17 protein-coding genes and 1 pseudogene are annotated in these 16,059 nt (G+C 62.5%); 4 read left to right on the top strand and 14 right to left on the bottom strand.

Annotation, left to right across the window (positions count from 1 at the left end):
• The first annotated feature begins 20 nt into the window (after nucleotides 1-20).
• From G5S42_RS15415 to G5S42_RS15405, 3 genes are read left to right on the top strand one after another with little or no spacing between them, the layout of a single operon-like run.
• On the top strand, nucleotides 21-1,091 hold the full coding sequence (locus G5S42_RS15415) for an aliphatic sulfonate ABC transporter substrate-binding protein (protein WP_176107537.1): 1,071 nt from the start codon (nucleotides 21-23) through the stop codon (nucleotides 1,089-1,091).
• 28 nt (nucleotides 1,092-1,119) lie between these two features.
• Nucleotides 1,120-1,986, top strand: a complete 867-nt coding sequence (locus G5S42_RS15410; protein ID WP_176107536.1) for an ABC transporter permease — start codon at nucleotides 1,120-1,122, stop codon at nucleotides 1,984-1,986.
• Entirely contained in the window at nucleotides 1,983-2,720 is a 738-nt protein-coding gene (locus G5S42_RS15405; protein WP_176107535.1) for an ABC transporter ATP-binding protein, read from the top strand. The genes G5S42_RS15410 and G5S42_RS15405 overlap by 4 nt, the downstream gene beginning before the upstream one ends.
• Nucleotides 2,721-2,739: 19 nt before the next feature.
• Here G5S42_RS15405 and G5S42_RS15400 read toward each other — a convergent pair whose 3' ends face one another.
• The 7 genes and pseudogenes from G5S42_RS15400 to G5S42_RS15370 all read right to left on the bottom strand — a co-directional run bounded on the left by G5S42_RS15400 (nucleotide 2,740) and on the right by G5S42_RS15370 (nucleotide 8,213).
• Nucleotides 2,740-3,180, bottom strand: a complete 441-nt coding sequence (locus G5S42_RS15400; RefSeq protein WP_176107534.1) for a zinc-finger-containing protein — start codon at nucleotides 3,178-3,180, stop codon at nucleotides 2,740-2,742.
• Between the two features lie 108 nt (nucleotides 3,181-3,288).
• Nucleotides 3,289-3,966, bottom strand: a complete 678-nt coding sequence (locus G5S42_RS15395; protein WP_176107533.1) for a DJ-1/PfpI family protein — start codon at nucleotides 3,964-3,966, stop codon at nucleotides 3,289-3,291.
• 429 nt (nucleotides 3,967-4,395) lie between these two features.
• Nucleotides 4,396-4,881, bottom strand: a complete 486-nt coding sequence (locus G5S42_RS15390; protein WP_176107532.1) for a hypothetical protein — start codon at nucleotides 4,879-4,881, stop codon at nucleotides 4,396-4,398.
• A gap of 28 nt (nucleotides 4,882-4,909) precedes the next feature.
• Entirely contained in the window at nucleotides 4,910-5,407 is a 498-nt protein-coding gene (locus tag G5S42_RS44295; RefSeq protein ID WP_246392003.1) for a hypothetical protein, read from the bottom strand.
• A 1,142-nt stretch (nucleotides 5,408-6,549) separates the two neighbouring features.
• Nucleotides 6,550-7,020: an OmpA family protein gene (locus tag G5S42_RS15380; RefSeq protein ID WP_176107531.1), complete on the bottom strand. Its 471-nt coding sequence runs from the start codon at nucleotides 7,018-7,020 to the stop codon at nucleotides 6,550-6,552.
• A gap of 4 nt (nucleotides 7,021-7,024) precedes the next feature.
• On the bottom strand, nucleotides 7,025-7,753 hold the full coding sequence (locus G5S42_RS15375) for a M35 family metalloendopeptidase (RefSeq protein WP_176110535.1): 729 nt from the start codon (nucleotides 7,751-7,753) through the stop codon (nucleotides 7,025-7,027).
• A 4-nt stretch (nucleotides 7,754-7,757) separates the two neighbouring features.
• A pseudogene (locus tag G5S42_RS15370) lies at nucleotides 7,758-8,213 on the bottom strand (hypothetical protein).
• A 510-nt stretch (nucleotides 8,214-8,723) separates the two neighbouring features.
• Between G5S42_RS15370 and G5S42_RS15365 the strand changes: the two are divergent.
• Nucleotides 8,724-9,698 carry a GlxA family transcriptional regulator gene (locus tag G5S42_RS15365; protein ID WP_176107530.1) on the top strand — a complete coding sequence of 325 codons (975 nt, stop codon included), beginning with the start codon at nucleotides 8,724-8,726 and terminating at the stop codon, nucleotides 9,696-9,698.
• Nucleotides 9,699-9,730: 32 nt separating this feature from the next.
• Here G5S42_RS15365 and G5S42_RS15360 read toward each other — a convergent pair whose 3' ends face one another.
• The 7 genes from G5S42_RS15360 to G5S42_RS15330 all read right to left on the bottom strand — a co-directional run bounded on the left by G5S42_RS15360 (nucleotide 9,731) and on the right by G5S42_RS15330 (nucleotide 15,965).
• Nucleotides 9,731-10,261 carry a hypothetical protein gene (locus G5S42_RS15360; RefSeq protein ID WP_312883571.1) on the bottom strand — a complete coding sequence of 177 codons (531 nt, stop codon included), beginning with the start codon at nucleotides 10,259-10,261 and terminating at the stop codon, nucleotides 9,731-9,733.
• 322 nt (nucleotides 10,262-10,583) lie between these two features.
• The gene (locus tag G5S42_RS15355; protein WP_176107528.1) at nucleotides 10,584-11,579 is read right to left on the bottom strand and encodes a vWA domain-containing protein; all 996 of its coding nucleotides are present in this window, start codon (nucleotides 11,577-11,579) and stop codon (nucleotides 10,584-10,586) included.
• Nucleotides 11,576-12,121 carry a tetratricopeptide repeat protein gene (locus G5S42_RS15350; protein ID WP_176107527.1) on the bottom strand — a complete coding sequence of 182 codons (546 nt, stop codon included), beginning with the start codon at nucleotides 12,119-12,121 and terminating at the stop codon, nucleotides 11,576-11,578. Before G5S42_RS15350 ends, G5S42_RS15355 begins: the two co-directional genes overlap by 4 nt.
• Complete coding sequence (locus G5S42_RS15345; protein WP_176107526.1) at nucleotides 12,118-13,104, bottom strand: vWA domain-containing protein; 987 nt, start codon at nucleotides 13,102-13,104, stop codon at nucleotides 12,118-12,120. The genes G5S42_RS15350 and G5S42_RS15345 overlap by 4 nt, the downstream gene beginning before the upstream one ends.
• Entirely contained in the window at nucleotides 13,101-14,027 is a 927-nt protein-coding gene (locus G5S42_RS15340; protein WP_176107525.1) for a calcium incorporation protein MxaA, read from the bottom strand. Before G5S42_RS15340 ends, G5S42_RS15345 begins: the two co-directional genes overlap by 4 nt.
• Nucleotides 14,024-14,923 carry a DUF58 domain-containing protein gene (locus G5S42_RS15335; protein ID WP_176107524.1) on the bottom strand — a complete coding sequence of 300 codons (900 nt, stop codon included), beginning with the start codon at nucleotides 14,921-14,923 and terminating at the stop codon, nucleotides 14,024-14,026. The genes G5S42_RS15340 and G5S42_RS15335 overlap by 4 nt, the downstream gene beginning before the upstream one ends.
• A gap of 19 nt (nucleotides 14,924-14,942) precedes the next feature.
• Nucleotides 14,943-15,965 (bottom strand): AAA family ATPase, encoded by a 1,023-nt coding sequence (locus tag G5S42_RS15330; RefSeq protein ID WP_176107523.1) that lies wholly within the window; start codon nucleotides 15,963-15,965, stop codon nucleotides 14,943-14,945.
• Between the last annotated feature and the right edge of the window lie 94 nt (nucleotides 15,966-16,059).

The following is a 16,059-nucleotide window of genomic DNA, read 5'->3' as shown; positions in this document are numbered from 1 at the left end:
CACGACCATAAGGACAATCGATGACACCGGCCCGGGGATTTTCATTCTTCACTACAGCGCGCAACGCAATCGCCACCGTCGGCGAGCGCAACCGCAGCCGACGCGGTTGGCTGAAGACCGCCGCGGCCGCGCTCGCACTCGGCGTCTTCGGCGCAGCCCACACCGCCCACGCCGCGCCTCTCGACGAGCTGAAACTCGACTATGCGTACTATTCGCCGGAAAGCCTCGTGATCAAGCGCAACGGCTGGCTCGAACAGGAGTTCGCCGCCGACCACACGCAAGTGAAGTGGGTGCTGAGCCTCGGCAGCAACCGCGCGCTCGAATACCTGAACAGCGGCGCGATCGACATCGGCTCGACGGCGGGCCTCGCCGCCGTGCTCGGCAAGGCGAACGGCAATCCGATTCGCGCGGTGTACATCTATTCGCGGCCCGAGTGGACCGCCCTCGTCGTGCGCAAGGACTCGCCGATCAAAACCGTCGCCGATCTGAAGGGCAAGAAGATCGCGGCCACCAAGGGCACCGATCCGTTCCTGTTCACGTTGCGCGCACTGCATACGGCGGGGCTGTCGCGCGACGACGTCGAGATCGTCAACCTGCAGCATCCCGATGGCCGCACCGCGCTCGCCAATGGCCAGGTGGACGCGTGGGCCGGGCTCGATCCGCACATGGCGGCCGCGCAGATCGACGATGGCGCGCGGCTGCTGTATCGCAACGTCGACTTCAACACCTGGGGCTTCCTGAATGCGCGCGAAGACTTCATCCGCGACCATCAGGACGCGCTCGCGCGCGTGCTGAAGGTCTATGAAAAAGCCCGCGTCTGGATCGCCGCTCACCCTGACGACACCGCCAGGATCGTCGCGGAGGAATCCAAGGTTTCGCTGCCGGTCGCGAAACTGCAGTTGAGCCGCAACGACTTCAGCCAGCCTCAGCCTGGCGCCCGGCAGATTGCCGCGCTCAAAGCCGCTGCGCCGATCCTGGTCGACGAGCAACTCGTGAAGGGCGGCACCGATCTGAACGCGATCATCGATGCACTGGTCGACGCTAAAGTCGCGCAGCCCGTGATCGCGACGGCGAGCAATGGCTCTAAATGAAGCACACGCACCAGACCCGAGCCCACCGATGAGCACCGCGAAGAACTTTTTCACGCTCGCACGGAGGGATACGTCCTGTCCGTCGTGTAGCGAACTCGCGCATCCGCCGCGCGCGATCGACCCGTTACGACTGTGGCGCTATGCCGGTCTCGCGCTGCCGGTCGTGTTCCTGGCTGTCATCGAGCTGCTGGTGCGCGCGTCGATCCTGCCGATGCATCTGGTCCCCGCGCCCAGCGCGATTGCGCAGACGCTATGGGATCTCGGCGCGGCGCGGCTCGCGCGCCATATCGGCGCGAGCGTGATCCGCGTGTACGGCGGCTTTGCGATCGGCGCCGTGCTCGCGCTGCTGATCGGCGCGGCGATGGGCCTCAGCCGGCGCGTCGATGCGTTGCTCGACCCCGCGTTTCAGGCCTTGCGCGCGATTCCGTCGCTTGCGTGGGTGCCGATCCTGCTGCTATGGATGGGCATCGACGAAGCGCCGAAGATCACGCTGATCGCGATCGGCGCGTTTTTCCCGGTGCAGTTGAGCGTGGTGGCGGGCATTCGCGGCGTCGACCGCAAGCTGATCGAATTCGGCGAGTTGAACCGGCTGAGCCGGCGCGCGCTGTTCACGCGCATACTGCTGCCCGCGTCGATGCCGCAGATTTTCACCGGACTGCGCACCGGACTGAGCCTCGCGTGGATGTTCATGGTCGCCGCCGAACTGATCGCGGCGACGCGCGGGCTCGGCTATCTGCTCAGCGATGGCCGCGAAACCGGCCGCCCGGATCTGGTGTTCGGCGCGATCCTGTTGCTCGCGCTACTCGGTAAACTGAGCGACGGCATGCTGAAAGCGATCGAGGTACGCGCGCTGTCGTGGCGCGATGCGCACCGGGTGTCGGAGGCCGCGCGATGAATCGGGCACCTCCTTCGTTACTCGAAGTACGTGGACTGACGCGGCGCTTTGGTGAGCGCAGTGTGTTCGAGAAGGTATCGTTCGCGCTGTCGCGCGGCGAGATCGTCAGTTTGGTCGGTCCTAGCGGCTGCGGTAAAAGCACACTGCTGCGCGCGGTGGCGGGACTCGATCGCGCAGCCACGGGTGCCGTGCTGATCGACGGCGTGCCCTTGCTCGCGCCGTCGCCGCGCGTCGGCATGATCTTTCAGGAACCGCGCCTGCTGCCGTGGCTCAGCGTGGCCGACAACATCGCGTTTGCCGCGGGGCCGCACGCGGGAGACGATCCGCGCGTCGATGCGCTGCTCGCCGAGGTGGGTCTCGCTGGCGTGCGCGACGCGCTGCCGAAGCAACTATCCGGTGGCATGGCGCAGCGCGTCGCGCTCGCGCGAGGTCTGTTCGACGAGCCGGAACTGCTGCTGCTCGATGAACCATTCAGCGCCGTCGATGCGATCACGCGCGCGCGACTGCAGCAGTTGCTGCTCGCGTTGAAACACGCGCGCGGCACAACGGTGCTGCTCGTCACGCACGATCTCGACGAAGCACTGAGTCTGTCCGATCGCGTGCTGCTGTTGTCCCCGGCGGGCGTTGGCAGCCCGAGCCGCATCGCGCGCGAACTGCCGATTGCGTTACAGCGGCCGAGGAATCCGCGCGATGCGTCGTTGAATGCGCTGCGCGAGGTTTTGCTGGAGATGTAGCCGGCTGCGGAAAATCGCGCTATCTGGTACGCCGGGCTTCGACAAACGCCTCGACATAATGCAGCGCCTGTTCGCACTGCTCGGGCGTGAACGCGTGAATGCTCGCAGGAACCGGATCGAAGCCAAGCTCGGTCGCGACCCACCGGATCGCTTTCGCGCGGGCTTCGAATGCGTTGACGCCGTCGCGGCGCACCTTCGCGGCGACGAGCGGTTCGAGCGCGTCGTGCAGCTTGCTCTTCGACTCGCGCAATGTCGCGTCGGCTAGGCGGCCGAGCGGCAGGTTGTGCTTGCTGCGCGAATACACGCCGATCCACGCCTGACAGGCGGTGCAGATCCACAGCGGGCCTTGATCGCTGCGATACGGGTAGGACTCGTCGCCGTAACGCGCGAGCAAAGCGCGGTTGCCGCAGTAGTCGCATGACGGCTGCGGCAGTGCCTTGACGGGCTTGCCTACACGCATGGGGAGTGCCCCCGGGAGAATTCGCGGTACTTCATCGCATCGATCCGACTGGCGGAAAACGGGTGGAGCCTCACAGTTTAATGGAAGGCCCGCACCCGCAAGCAAGACCTAGCTTCTCTCTGCGATCTCCATCACGACGCGACGCCGCGCCGCCAAACCTTCCGCCGACCTCTGCTGGACCAGTTCCACCACCGCTTGCGGCGCCAGCGCCGGATCGCCCGCGTCGAACGGCGGCGCTGGCGCGTATTCGAGTTCGAGCTGGATCGCCTGCGCCTCTTCGACGCCCGCCAGTTCGGCAGCCACGGTCAGCCCGAAATCGATGCCCGCCGTGACGCCGCCGCCGGTAATCAGATTGCCGTCGCGGACCACACGCGCATGCGTCGGAATCGCGCCGAGCGGTTCCAGCAGCGAGTGAAACGCCCAGTGAGTCGTCGCGCGCCGCCCGCGCAGCAGACCGGCCGCACCCAGCAGCAACGCGCCGGTGCAGACCGACGTCACATAGCGCGCGCTCGCGGCCTGCTGGCGAACGAAGTCGATCGTCTGCTCGTCTTGCAACAGCGCGGTCACGCCGCTTCCGCCTGGCACACAGATCACGTCGAGCGGCGGGCAGCTTTCGTACGTGGCGCTCGGCGTCAGCACGAGACCGTTGCTCGACACCACCGGCTCCCGCGTCTTCCAGACCAGATGCATCGTGGCGCCCGGCACCGATGCGAGCACGTCATGCGGGCCGGTCAGATCGAGTTGCTGTAGTTTCGGAAACACCAGAAAACCGATTTGGAGGGTCATGGGGATACCTTATCGAAGGAGAAATCGAAACGCGCCATCTGTCATTTCTTCCAGCTGGACGGATCGATTCTATGTGCGTAGTGTTTGGCAAGACTGCCATTATTCCCTTGATTTCTGCCACGCCTTGTCGCATGTTCAGCGCTCCGCGTTCTATCGTGCTGCTCGCCTGCCGAAAAGCAACGCATATATATATCCACGCTTGACTAGCTGGCCCCAGTAAGCCTCGATCCGTCCAGAGCGCCGCTTAACGGAAGCCTTTCCCATTTTCGACCGAAGCGATAAGGCTACGGATGCCCTTGCCGCAGCGCCTACGCCTTTTCGCAGAACGACGGTCGCCACATGGAGTTAACGGCAGTCCTGATCCGTTGACCGGTGGCAGTCGCGGACAAAGGTCGCGACAAGGTTGTCGAGCATGGAAAGCATTTCGTGTCAGTCAAATGATTCCGGAGCGACTGTGCCACCTTTGATCACCAAGTGCGCTGCATCCACGCCGGGCGCGAAGAAACGCCAGTCTTCCTCGTCCACTCTCCCGTCCGGTATGACCGTAAGGCAAAAACCGCGCGACAGGGAGAGCTTCACCCCGCCGGCCTCGTCCGCTGTCACTGCCTCAACTGCTGCAAGGCCATTCGCAAGCAAGACCCCCTGGAGACGATGGGTGCTCGCGTGCGCCTTCTCATCCGGCCCGCGAAGATCATCCTCTGTTGCCACGACGCAGCCCACTTTCTCAAGTCGCCACACACATTGGATGTGGAGCGCCCACGCACCCACATATTTCACCGTCCCTTTAAAGTTAGTAACTTGCCGCAACGGACCAAAGCTCAGCGTCAGCATGTCAGCGGCATGGTTCATTCCGCTCAGTTCCAAGCCTCGTAGCACTGACAGACGCCGCTCAATTTCGCTTCGAGTATCAATCATCGAATCATCCCTTCCTATACGGCGTGCGTTACCACAGGTTGAACATGTCTTTTGCCCGCTCCATGATTTCATGGAAGCCGAGGCCTTGGCCTGAAATTTCATCGTGGAGCTGCCGGGATTGACCGGGAGTTAAGCGCAAGATTCTGGCGACATCATCGGTCTGTCTATTTTGCGCCTGATTGTTGCGTGGCGTTCCCTGGCTGCCCGCCAGTTCTACCACGTCACCATTTTTCGCATGCGGTGTGTACTCGAACGCTTGCGCATTATCCAGGTTTTGCGGCGGGGTTTGTGAGCGTCCGCGGCATTCGCACGCCCATGCGTAACCCAGGGCTTCGGCCATGGCGTAGCCGGATTTCATCTTACGAACTCTGTCAAACGGAAAGAACTCGCCGGTTTCGGCGTTCAGGGCCTGTGCGTGAGGCATCGGCGGGAAGTTTGAGTAGATCGAATAGGTGATACGGCAAAGGTCGCATTCTTCCTCGATTGTCCAATCCGTCCCACTGCTTTGCTGATTCATTTTCTCCATTGGACTCCTCATGATTGTTCAGGCGACACGACGCACTGCCCAAATGACGCCCCGCCGAAGCGGGGGTAGTTAGTTCTCTATTGTTAATCTTTGTAGTCGGTGTCACGCGCGGATCGTCACATAGTCGTTCGCACCCGCCTTCACATACGGGGACAAGCGTTACTGATATCTGATCGAGCGTCGCGTTGCCTTTGTCATCAATATCGGGTTCCTTGATGAGTCTCGTATCAACCCAGATATTTCCCTCCTTTATGCCAAGTTGAACCAGATAGCTTTTAAGGACCGCTGCTCGCTTTTCTGCTATATCCTTCGGGCTGCTCTCCTTCACATACCCGTCCGCGTAGACAATTCCTCTAATTTCGACGTTCGGCCATTGCCTCGCAACAAGCACCAAGTTCACAATCTTAATACGATCTATATTTGAAATTTCCGTCGAATTGAGAGGCAAGCTACTTGTCATATCCTCTGAAATGGTGCAGGCATTTGCGCTACCTGCGGTGGAAACAATGTAAAACGCCAGCAGATAGCAGACTCTCAGGAAGTGAAAATTCTTTTGTAGCACGAAATGTTCTTAGTCCAATGGTGACACCGTACATATCATCGGTTGAATCGAACACATCAGTGAAATGGGTGCATTCGTGAATCAGCGTCAAGACTTGGCAACCGTGCCACAGTTGCGAACGTGGCGAAGTGCAAAAATGTGGGTATATCGCAATGATGCGTCTTGCTGAGTCGGGCTTACAGACCGAAGCATCGGTTGCGCCGTTATCTGGAAAGATGGTACAAGTGATGTTACGATATTTTTGCTTGTCCCAGCGAACGATATTTTCTGGCTTTAAATTCTGCATAACTTGAAGAAGCCCTGGCAACCCTGCTTGCAATATGCCATACGTTCGCCGTCAACGACGATCCTCTAGTCGTAACTCCGCGAGCGAGCGACGTAACGCCGCCGTGGAAGTGCGGTCCCCATCCGCCACGAGTCGATCAAACATATTCACCTCCTATTCAATGGACCACCTCAAGCCTCAACGCTTGGCTATGTCCAGCGCTTCATCGTGCTGCTCGCCTTGACAAAAAACAACTGCGCACGATCTGCTGCGCCGACGCGCCGAAGTTAAAACCCCGCCGAAGCGGGCGAATTTCTATTCGATGGCCTTGCTCGTCGGCGTTATGCGGGGATCGTCGCATAGTCGTTCGCAGCCGCCCTTGCAAAGCGGCATGAGACCAACGCTTAGCTGTAGGTATCCATTGAATCCGCTGTTGTCTTGCGGATAGGGCGCCCCTTCCAGATGGGTGTCGACATATATATATTGCGACTTCACTCCAATTTGAATTAGGAATTCTTTTAGCTGTTGACCCCTCGACTTTGCTAATTCTTCTGCGTTCTTTTCGCCGACGTAAGCGTTTGTGACGATTTGAGCTTGAATTTCAACATCGGGCCACCGGCGCGCATTTGATACCAAGTCCACCATTTTAAGACGATAGGAATTAGGAATTCCTTGATAGTTAAGTGGAACACTTTCTGTCAAATCTTCCGAAATAGTACATGCAGCCGCCTGCTGAGAAGCGGCGAACCAAAAAGCCGAAAGGACGGCGAAAGCGAATTTCTTCATGGAATCACCAAATCTTCTTTTGATTGAACTCGATTTGCGTATCGAAGTGCGCGATGTAACATGCGATGCTATCTGCGTTCCTGCAAGCCCCCTCGGGATCGTTCTGAGCCCAGTAACCGACGCCCGGACCAAAACCATACATCACATCGTCTGAATTGAATGTATCGACATAGTGCGTGCACTCGTGGATGATTACCTTCAATTGGCAATTTGTTGAGACTGCAACGGGTGGCAGCGTGCAAAAATGGGGATAAATTGCAATATATCGCCTTTTCGAATCTGGCTTGCATACAGCAGCATCGTTCGTGCCCCTATCGGGAACTATCGCACAGGAAAGCTGTACAACCTTCTGTTCGTCCCAACGAATTATTTTCTCAGGTTGCAGTTCTCTCATCACAGCTGCAAGCCTTGGCAGACCGATATTCAATTTATCGCGGATATATTGATCGCTGCGGCCAAACCAGAATTTTGCACGATCCTGTGCTGACATATCCCAACTTGCAACATCTGCAATGCGCTCCTTTATGAGAGTTAACGCTGCATCTCGTAAACGCATTATCAATCCTCTAAATTCTTTATTGCTCATATTTGGACAGATAGGCGTTGTATTGATTACGACATTGGATATTGACCCAGGAGTGATATTGGTAATGGCTGTGCCGACCTCCGTCCATTCTTCATTCTCGTCGGTCTTGAAGTATTGGCTATTCTTGGTCAGAAATTCATTTGTCATGTGTTCACCAGAGATAGAAGACTTGCCTGAGTCCATTGCTATTGCCCGGCAACTCGATGGAAATCTGGTTTGCGCTATCTGTCGAAACACGCTGGGTCTGCCCTTGGGAATCGGTGACACCTTTCGCGATGACCCTCGAACCGACGCGAATCCTGTAACGCACCCCCGCCTGTCGCTTGCCAGTGGAGTCTCTTAGCTCGAACTGCTCATTGAACCGTTTGGGGGCACGCCCGCGACAATTGCACGCCCATGCGTAACCCAGCGCTTCGGCCATGGCGTAGCCGGATTTCATCTTACGAACCCTGTCAAACGGAAAGAACTCGCCGGTTTCGGCGTTCAGGGCCTGTGCGTGCGGCATCGGCGGGAAGTTTGAGTAGATCGAATAGGTGATACGGCAAAGGTCGCATTCTTCCTCGACTGTCTAATCCTTTCCGCTGCTTTGCTGTCTCAGTTGCTCCATTACACTCCTCAAGAGTTTTCAGGCGATACCTCGCGAATTAATCATCGAAACGGATCACGGTCAATCGCTTTAATTTGGGATAAGCCCGTTTTGAACAACTATTTACGGTGGCGTCGGTTATCCCAATTTCTTTTGCATATTCCTGCTGGCGCAGGACAAAAAAAGGCGGCATTGAGCCGCCTTTATCGTCAGGGATCGAAACTGGTTAGTGTTGGGTCCATGAAGCATCCATAGCCGCCAGTTTCGCGTTCACGCCTTCCGTGACGTCAGCGAGAATCGCTGACGCGTCTTCCCGTGACAGTTGGCGCTGGCGTAGCCCCTTGCGTCGAGCGCAAGCACCGCGAACAGTTCCTGATCGCAGCGGTTACTAGACCTTGCGACTCCGGCCCCGTGGGTCGTTGTCAATTGCGATCAGACGCAGGACTTCCAGCTGGACGGATCGATTCTATGCGGGTAGCCTTTGGCAAGACTTCCATTCTTCCCTTGATTTCTGCCAAGCTTTTTGCTCACATGTCCAGCGCTCCCCGCTCCATCGTGCTGCTCGCTTTCCCCAACATGCAACTGCTCGACATCAGCGGTCCGCTGCAGGTATTTGCGTCGGCCAATGAACTCGTCGCGCAGCGCGGGCTCGGCAAGCTCTACGCACCCCGCGTCGTGGCGGCCGAAGCCGGGCCCGTCACATCGTCGTCGGGACTCGCGGTGCTTGCCGCCTCACTGCGCTCGCTGAAGACGCCGCTCGATACACTGATCGTTCCCGGCGGCTGGGGCATTCGCGAGGCATCGGCCGATCAACGCCTGATCCGCTGGACGCAACGCCACGCGCCGCATTGCAGACGCGTCGCGTCGGTCTGCTCGGGCGCGTTCCTGCTCGCCGAGGCGGGCTTGCTCGACGGCCGGCGCGTCGCCACGCATTGGGCGCGTTGCGACGAACTCGCGCAGGCCTATCCGCAACTGCAAGTCGAAGCGGATCCGATCTTCATTCGCGACGGCGATATCTGGACATCGGCGGGCGTCACCGCCGGCATCGACCTCGCGCTAGCGATGCTCGAAGACGATCACGGGCGCGCGTTGGCGCTCGACGTCGCGCGCGAACTCGTCGTGTTTCTGAAGCGCCCGGGTGGTCAGTCGCAATTCAGCGCTGCGCTGTCGCTGCAACATGCCGACGACCGTTTCGGCGAATTGCATGCATGGATGACGTCGCACCTCGCATCCGACCTGTCGGTGCCCGCGCTCGCGCAACGGCTGCATATGAGCGAGCGCAGCTTCATGCGCCACTACAAGGCGCAAACCGGCCGCACGCCCGCGCGCGCGGTCGAGCAGCTACGCATCGAAGCGGCACAACGCTTGCTGAGCGAAACATCCTGGTCGATCAAACGGATCGCGGCGCGATGCGGATTCGGTAGCGAGGAAACGATGCGCTGCAGCTTCGTGCGTCAGCTGCGCGTGGCGCCGCAGGTGTATCGCGAGCGCTTTTCGTCGACGTGACATGCACGGGCGGCGCAGCCGCTCGACATCACTCAGTAGCGGCGTTTGACGATCAGCGTCGCGCCCGTATCGTGAGAATGCAGAATCGCGACGCGCGCGGTGCCGGAGAACACCCAGTTGTCGACCGTCAAGGACAAGCGCCGCTGCGGTGACTGGCCAATCGACAACACTGAACTGTTCATCTGAACGATGGATATTTGCGGTGCGGTAGATGGACCCATACGTAGAGCATTCGAAGCACTCTGCGCGGCGGCATTTGCGCCCGGTTCGGACACCGGTGCGAACTGCGGTCCGGACGACACCAAGGCCTTCTTGGTGCCGAGCTGGGTATCGCGCGCAAGGTCCACGCTATAGTAATTCTCCATTTGCGCGTAGAACGGCTGGCCCCGATCCCCCTGATACTCCATCGCATAGCGCTGCTGCTCGAAGTAGCGCCGAGGCTCGGGAATGGGCGGCACGACTTCGACGGGCGACGCGACGATGTTGGCGACCATCATCGCTTGCGGCACATCGCCGAAGGGGCCTCCCGCAAACGCGTAGCCGCTCATCAAGACGAGTACCACTCCGACAATCCTCTCGTTTTGGCACGTCATCGGCATGCCTCCATGAAGGAATTGAAACGTCACATGACACGGCGCGTCACTCGAACCGCGCGCCTCGCAGCGTCGCTTGCATTCAGACATTGTAGTCAGTGATTTGCGGACCGGTAGGTCAATGTGTGAGGTATCTCGCGAGTGTGGCGAAGACCGGCAAAAGCTTCTGGTCCAAGCGTCGCGAATCGAACGATCCCCGGCAACTCTTGCGAGGGTTCCCAGGCAACTGCGCGGTCAGATCGGGTACCTGCATCTTCAACCGTTGCAGCGTCAACGGTCGCGCTCGCGGTAGTCAGTCGGCGCGTGTTGGCCGGCCATTGAATGCCGGCGCGATGCGCAAAGCCATCGTTTGAAAACGCTTTCGCCAGGCGCGCGGCCATGCGAGAACGGCGTCGGGCATGAAGCGCGCGACGAGCAGCAGCAACGCGAGCAGCGCGGGACACCAGCGCAGATCGGTCGGCACGGGTTCGCGGCGGGCGAAGCGTGCTTCGAGCAGCGCATCGCCGAACGACGTCACGTTCAGCAGACGCCGGTAGTCGAGGCCCGTCTGCCGAGCCACCGAAGCGAGGTACTCACCGCGCAATTCGGACAATTCCTCGTGCGTTTGCGCCGCTACACCGGAGCCGGGCGTAGGCGGCACCTGGATCACGTCGTCGGCCTGCCAGACGCCGATCCGGTTGCCATTGGCATCGGTCTTCGGAATGGCCGCGGGCTGGTCGCCGCCGACGCCGATCAGCCAGCCCCTGGTCCTCGCCGCATTGATGCCTTCCATCAGCGGGCGTGACGCCAACAGCGGCGGCGCCTCCTGCCCATCGGTGACGAACGCGATGGCCGCGCCGCCGCCGACATCCTTCGCGACGCGCACGGCCGAATACACACCGCCTTCGGCAATGCGGCTCCAGTTGGTCCAGCGCATGCGCCCGTCGATGCCGTCGAGCGACACCAGCAGCGCGTCGTAGTTGCCGCAGACTTCGACCGGCGCCATCAGCAGCAACACCCGCTGCCCGGTGAACACGCTCCAGCCGACCTTCGAGCCGCACGGCAAACGTTCGAGCGCGTCGCGCATCGCGGCCTGCGCGAACTTGAGCCGGCTGACCGGGGCGCCGCCGAGCACCACATCCTCGACGTCCATGCTTTGCGTGATGTCGAACGTGACGATGTAGTCAAACGTGTTGCGCGGCAACGTGACGTCCGGCATCGCGACCGCCGCGATCAACGCGACGAGCGCGAGCGGCGTCAACGCATGACGCCATTTTGCGAAGCCACGCTCGCGCCGAACGCCGCTCATGGCAGGTCCTGGCTGCGCGCGTCGCGCACTGTGACGTTGTGCTGCTCTTTTACATCGGGTCCGGCGAGCGCGGACGGCGTTTCCGGCGCGAGCCACAGCGCGCGCTCGAGGTTGTAGCGCGCGTCCCAATCGTCGGGCGCCGCGCGCAGCGCGAGCCGGTAGCGCGCCTTGGCCTCGCCGATCATCGCCAGAGACCTGACCGTCTGCGCGTTGTCGCCGCTGCCTTCGCGCAAGTACAGATTGCCGAGATCGAACAGCGCCGCGCGGCCGACTTCATCAGGCGGGCTGCCCTCGGCGAGCAGACCGTTATAGAGTCGCGCCGCCGCGTCGTAGGAGCCCGCTTTCGATAGCGCTATCGCACGGGCCAGCTGAACCTCGCGCGCGTCGCCGCCGGCTTGCTGGTCACGCGCGGCGGCGTTCGTCGCGACGATGGCCTGATTGACCCGCTCCGCGTGCTGCAGACGAACGAAGCCATACGCGGCCCACGCGGCGCAACAGATCGTCACGGTGCCGAACAGCGTGTGGATCAGCGCGCGCTTCATGCCCAGCTCCTGACCTGCAACTGGTGCAACAGCACCAGCAGCGCCGCACAGAACAGCGCGAGCGCGAAACAGTACGGACTCAGATCCTGGCGAGGCAGATGCTCGACGAACGTCGTCGTTGCGTTCTGCTGCCGGTTGATCTCCGCGATCGCCGCCATCATCGCCTTCGGGTCTTCGGCCTGAAACAGCCTGTAAGGCGTCTTCAGCGTCAGAAAGAAGCGATGCAGCTGCGCTTCGGCCGAGCTTCCGCTGGCGGGCTGCGTCGCGTTCAGATCGGGACTGAAGACGCTGCTGCGCAGGTAGATGAAGTACAGCGCGATCCGGTTGCGTCGCAGTCCCTCCTCGATGCGCCGTCGCATCGTTTCGTCGAGCAACGCGCCGCCATCGGAGACGAGCACGATCGCGCGGCGGCCCGACGACAAGCGCTCGTCGAACTGCGCGATCGCCGCCAGCATGCCGCGATCGAGCTCGGTGTCCGGCATGCCGCGGCCAATCGCCGTGGCCGCGACCGCGGCCTCGATCACGCGATGGTTGTAGGTGAACGGCATCGCCAGCACCGGGTTGGTGCCGAACATCATGAACGCGAGGCGGTCGTTCGGCCGCTGCTCGACGAGGCGCGTCAGCGCCGCGCGCGCCACGTGGTTCTTGGAGTCGCCGCGCGGCGCCTCGACGCCCTTGCTGCCTATCGGCTCGTCCATGCTCTGGCTGCGGTCCATCAGAATCAGGATCTGTGCGCCGCTGCCGGTGCGCAGCACCTGCAACTGCGAGCGCCCCGGCCCCGCCAGCCCGACGACGATCGCCGCGATCGCCAGCGCCGCGCCGCCGCGGACGAGCCAGCCCGCCACGCGCCCGAGGTCGTCAGCGGGCAGCCATGCGACGCTCGAAAACACCAGCGTGTCGCTGCGCCGCCGCAGCAGCGGCAGCGCGGCGAGCGGCAGCAGCACCAGCATCCACGGAAGGGCGAAATCCAGGCTCATGGTCATCGCTGATGGCGCCTCTCCGCTCGATACAACGCACGGCACAGCGCGTGCAGCGAAAGCTCGCCGGCATTCTCGACGGCATGCGGCGCCGGCCCGAAAAAGCGCTCGGCCGAGGCCAGATAGAAACGTTCGAGCTGCGCGCGCAGCGGTTGCAGATACGGCGCACGCGCCAGCAACGCGGATAGCGAAGCCGCATGCACGACCTGGCCGGCGGTTTCGTTCAGCGCGCGATGCAGGCAGACCCACGCATCGTTCGATGAAGCGGCGGGCGCCTCCGGCAGCCGTTGCATCTGCCGCCACGCCCGCGCGAACGGCAGCCGCGCCGCCTCGCGCCGATTGCGCGCCCACCACCAGCTCGCCCACACGAGCAGCGTCGCGAGCAACAGGCCGAGCGCCCACGCGATCTGCCGGCGCCAGCCGGCCGTGCCCACCATCGGCGCCTGCCGGTCGGGCCGCAGCGGCTGCAAGTCCCCCGCGGCGAACGCGGTTTGCGGCGTCAGCGGTCCGATGCTCGCCGGCCATTCGGCGACCTGCAACTGCGTGCCCGCCGCCGACGTCAGCGTCAACGCGGGCAACGTGATCTGCGTGAGCGTCTGCGGCGCATTGACGACCTGATAGCCGATCACCATCCACTTGTGGCCGTTGGCATCGGTTTCGAGCGTCACGGGCCGGCGTTCGAGCCAGACGCCCGTGCGTCCGACCGAAGGCGGCGTGACCGCACCGAGGTCGCGACCGTTGGCCTCCAGCAGCACGCGCTGCGTCAGCACATCGCCGAGCACATAGCCGAACGCGCGCGGCTCCTGAACGAGCGCGGCCACCTCGGCGGCACTGGCCATCGCGCAGGCGGCGCCGCCGCATAGCGACGCGATCAGCACGCGCAGCGCCGCCCGACGCGCGCAGCCGCCGCGCACCCCGCGCGCGCTCATACCGTCAGCTCCAGAAAGTAGCGCGACATCGCTTCCGGATCGAACGCGCCTTCGACGAAGAACGGCTGGATGCCGCGTGCGCCGAACACCGCGGCGAGTTCGTCGCGACGTCGCGCGACGCCTTCGCGCCAGCGCTCGCGCACGCCGCGCGAGAGCCACACGCGACGCTCCTCGCCGGACTCCGCATCGTTGACGGCCAGCAGCGACGCGTGCTGCGGCGGCGTGGTCTCGGCCGCGTCCCATACGACCATCGGCACCACGCACGCATGCACCAGCATGTCGAGCACCGGCGACAGTCGCGCGAGCGGCCAGTGGAAATCGGACACCACGAACACCAGCGCCTGACGACCGGCGATACGGATCGCGCAACGCCGCAATCCTTCGGCGGCCCCGCGTTCAGCGTGACGTTCGGCGTGACCATTCGCCTGACGGTCAGCGCTATCAGTGACGCCTTCGCGCAGCATGCTCGCGAGCAGCGAGCCGGTGCCCCGTCCCGTGCGCGCCGGCATGAACAGATCGTCGCGTTCGCCGCTATCGAAGGCCAGCATGCCGAGCCGGTCGCCGACCCGGAACGCGCTATGGCCGAGCGCTTCGACAAAATCAGCGACGACCTGCAGCTTCGTTTTATGCGTGCCGAATCGCATCGACGCCGACACGTCGACGATCACGAACACGGAAACCGCGACGCGCTGCAAATGCACGCGCACGAGCCACTCGTCGCGCGCCGCGCGCAAGCTCGCGCGCAGATCGAGGCGGCGCGGGTCCGGATAGTCGAACAGCCGGCCGTGCATCGCGAACTGCTGGCCCGAGCCGAAACTCGAGCCCGGATGCGAGCCGGGCCGCGCACCGGCCGCGCGCATCGGCAGACGATAGTGGAATTCAGCGATGCCGTTCATCGTGTAAGCGCGTCGGCGTTCAGCGAGGCACGGCGACGTTCGCGACGATCCGCGCGATCAGCGCCTCGGCCAGCTCCTGGCGGCGCAGTTCGTAGATCGGCGTGAAAAACACGCGATGACCCAGCGCCGGCAGCAGCACCTCGTGGATGTCCTCCGGCAGCAGATGCGTGCGTCCCGCGAGCCACGCGACCACGCGCGCGGCCCGCACCAGTGCGCTCATGCCGCGCGGACTCGCGCCCGCGAGAATCAGCTGCTCCATGTCGACGCCGTCGAGCGTGATGCCGAAGCGCGCCGGCGCTTCCGTCGCCTGCCAGATGTCGTGCACGTAGCGCTCGATCGTCTCGCTCGCCTGCACGCCCTGCTGGATCGCCGCGCCGATCCGGTTCAACTGTTCCCACGCCACGATCGACGGCGTCAGTTGCGCGAGCAGGCCGTCGACGTCATGGAACCTCGTGTCGAACACGAGGCTGCGCCGCGCCTCCTCGTCGGTCGGGGTCGGCATGTTCAGCTCGAACAGGAAACGGTCGCGCGCCGCCGAAGCGAGCTCGAAGGTCTCTTCCTTCTCGACCTTGTTGCGGTCGGCGTACACGGTCATGTGCGGAAAGCGATGCTCGCGGCCGAACGCCCACACGGAACGCTCGGCCATCGCGCGCAGCAGCAGCGATTGCACCTGCGGGCGCGCGCGATTGATCTCGTTGAAGAAGAAGGTGGTCAGCTGCTCGCCGTGGCGCAGCAACGGGCCGGGCTCGATACGCGGCTTGCCGTCGGCGTCGACATAGGTGTGATAGACGAGGTCGCCCGGCATCAGATCGATCGTGCCTTCGACGCGCTCGAAATCGCCGCCGACCACGCGCGCGAACGCCCGCAACACGGTCGTCTTGCCGACCCCGACGCCGCCTTCGAGCAGCACGTGGCCGCGTGCGAACAGCGCGACGTTGATGAGCCTCAGCGTTTGCTGCTGACCGACGACGACTCTCGCCACTTCGTTTTCGATCTGCTGGGCGTGAAAACGCCAGTCCTGAAGCTGCTCGCCAGAAACCATCGCTGCGATCCCCTTCCGTGGTGGCTGGCGTTTATTTGCGCGACGCCCGAACGTCGACGCGCTTCAAGACTCGCCAGCCTCCGTTCAAGCACGG

Origin of the sequence: Paraburkholderia youngii, assembly GCF_013366925.1 — a bacterium.
Taxonomy (GTDB): domain Bacteria; phylum Pseudomonadota; class Gammaproteobacteria; order Burkholderiales; family Burkholderiaceae; genus Paraburkholderia; species Paraburkholderia youngii.
The sequence above is the reverse complement of the archived record's forward strand: the minus strand, read 5'-3'. Positions and strand labels throughout refer to the sequence as shown.

Coding starts and splice junctions, on each gene's coding strand:
- G5S42_RS15415 (WP_176107537.1), top strand. CDS start 21: ATGACACCGGCCCGGGGATTTTCATTCTTCACTACAGCGCGCAACGCA.
- G5S42_RS15410 (WP_176107536.1), top strand. CDS start 1,120: ATGAGCACCGCGAAGAACTTTTTCACGCTCGCACGGAGGGATACGTCC.
- G5S42_RS15405 (WP_176107535.1), top strand. CDS start 1,983: ATGAATCGGGCACCTCCTTCGTTACTCGAAGTACGTGGACTGACGCGG.
- G5S42_RS15400 (WP_176107534.1), bottom strand. CDS start 3,180: ATGCGTGTAGGCAAGCCCGTCAAGGCACTGCCGCAGCCGTCATGCGAC.
- G5S42_RS15395 (WP_176107533.1), bottom strand. CDS start 3,966: ATGACCCTCCAAATCGGTTTTCTGGTGTTTCCGAAACTACAGCAACTC.
- G5S42_RS15390 (WP_176107532.1), bottom strand. CDS start 4,881: ATGATTGATACTCGAAGCGAAATTGAGCGGCGTCTGTCAGTGCTACGA.
- G5S42_RS44295 (WP_246392003.1), bottom strand. CDS start 5,407: ATGGAGAAAATGAATCAGCAAAGCAGTGGGACGGATTGGACAATCGAG.
- G5S42_RS15380 (WP_176107531.1), bottom strand. CDS start 7,020: ATGAAGAAATTCGCTTTCGCCGTCCTTTCGGCTTTTTGGTTCGCCGCT.
- G5S42_RS15375 (WP_176110535.1), bottom strand. CDS start 7,753: ATGACAAATGAATTTCTGACCAAGAATAGCCAATACTTCAAGACCGAC.
- G5S42_RS15365 (WP_176107530.1), top strand. CDS start 8,724: ATGTCCAGCGCTCCCCGCTCCATCGTGCTGCTCGCTTTCCCCAACATG.
- G5S42_RS15355 (WP_176107528.1), bottom strand. CDS start 11,579: ATGAGCGGCGTTCGGCGCGAGCGTGGCTTCGCAAAATGGCGTCATGCG.
- G5S42_RS15350 (WP_176107527.1), bottom strand. CDS start 12,121: ATGAAGCGCGCGCTGATCCACACGCTGTTCGGCACCGTGACGATCTGT.
- G5S42_RS15345 (WP_176107526.1), bottom strand. CDS start 13,104: ATGACCATGAGCCTGGATTTCGCCCTTCCGTGGATGCTGGTGCTGCTG.
- G5S42_RS15340 (WP_176107525.1), bottom strand. CDS start 14,027: ATGAGCGCGCGCGGGGTGCGCGGCGGCTGCGCGCGTCGGGCGGCGCTG.
- G5S42_RS15335 (WP_176107524.1), bottom strand. CDS start 14,923: ATGAACGGCATCGCTGAATTCCACTATCGTCTGCCGATGCGCGCGGCC.
- G5S42_RS15330 (WP_176107523.1), bottom strand. CDS start 15,965: ATGGTTTCTGGCGAGCAGCTTCAGGACTGGCGTTTTCACGCCCAGCAG.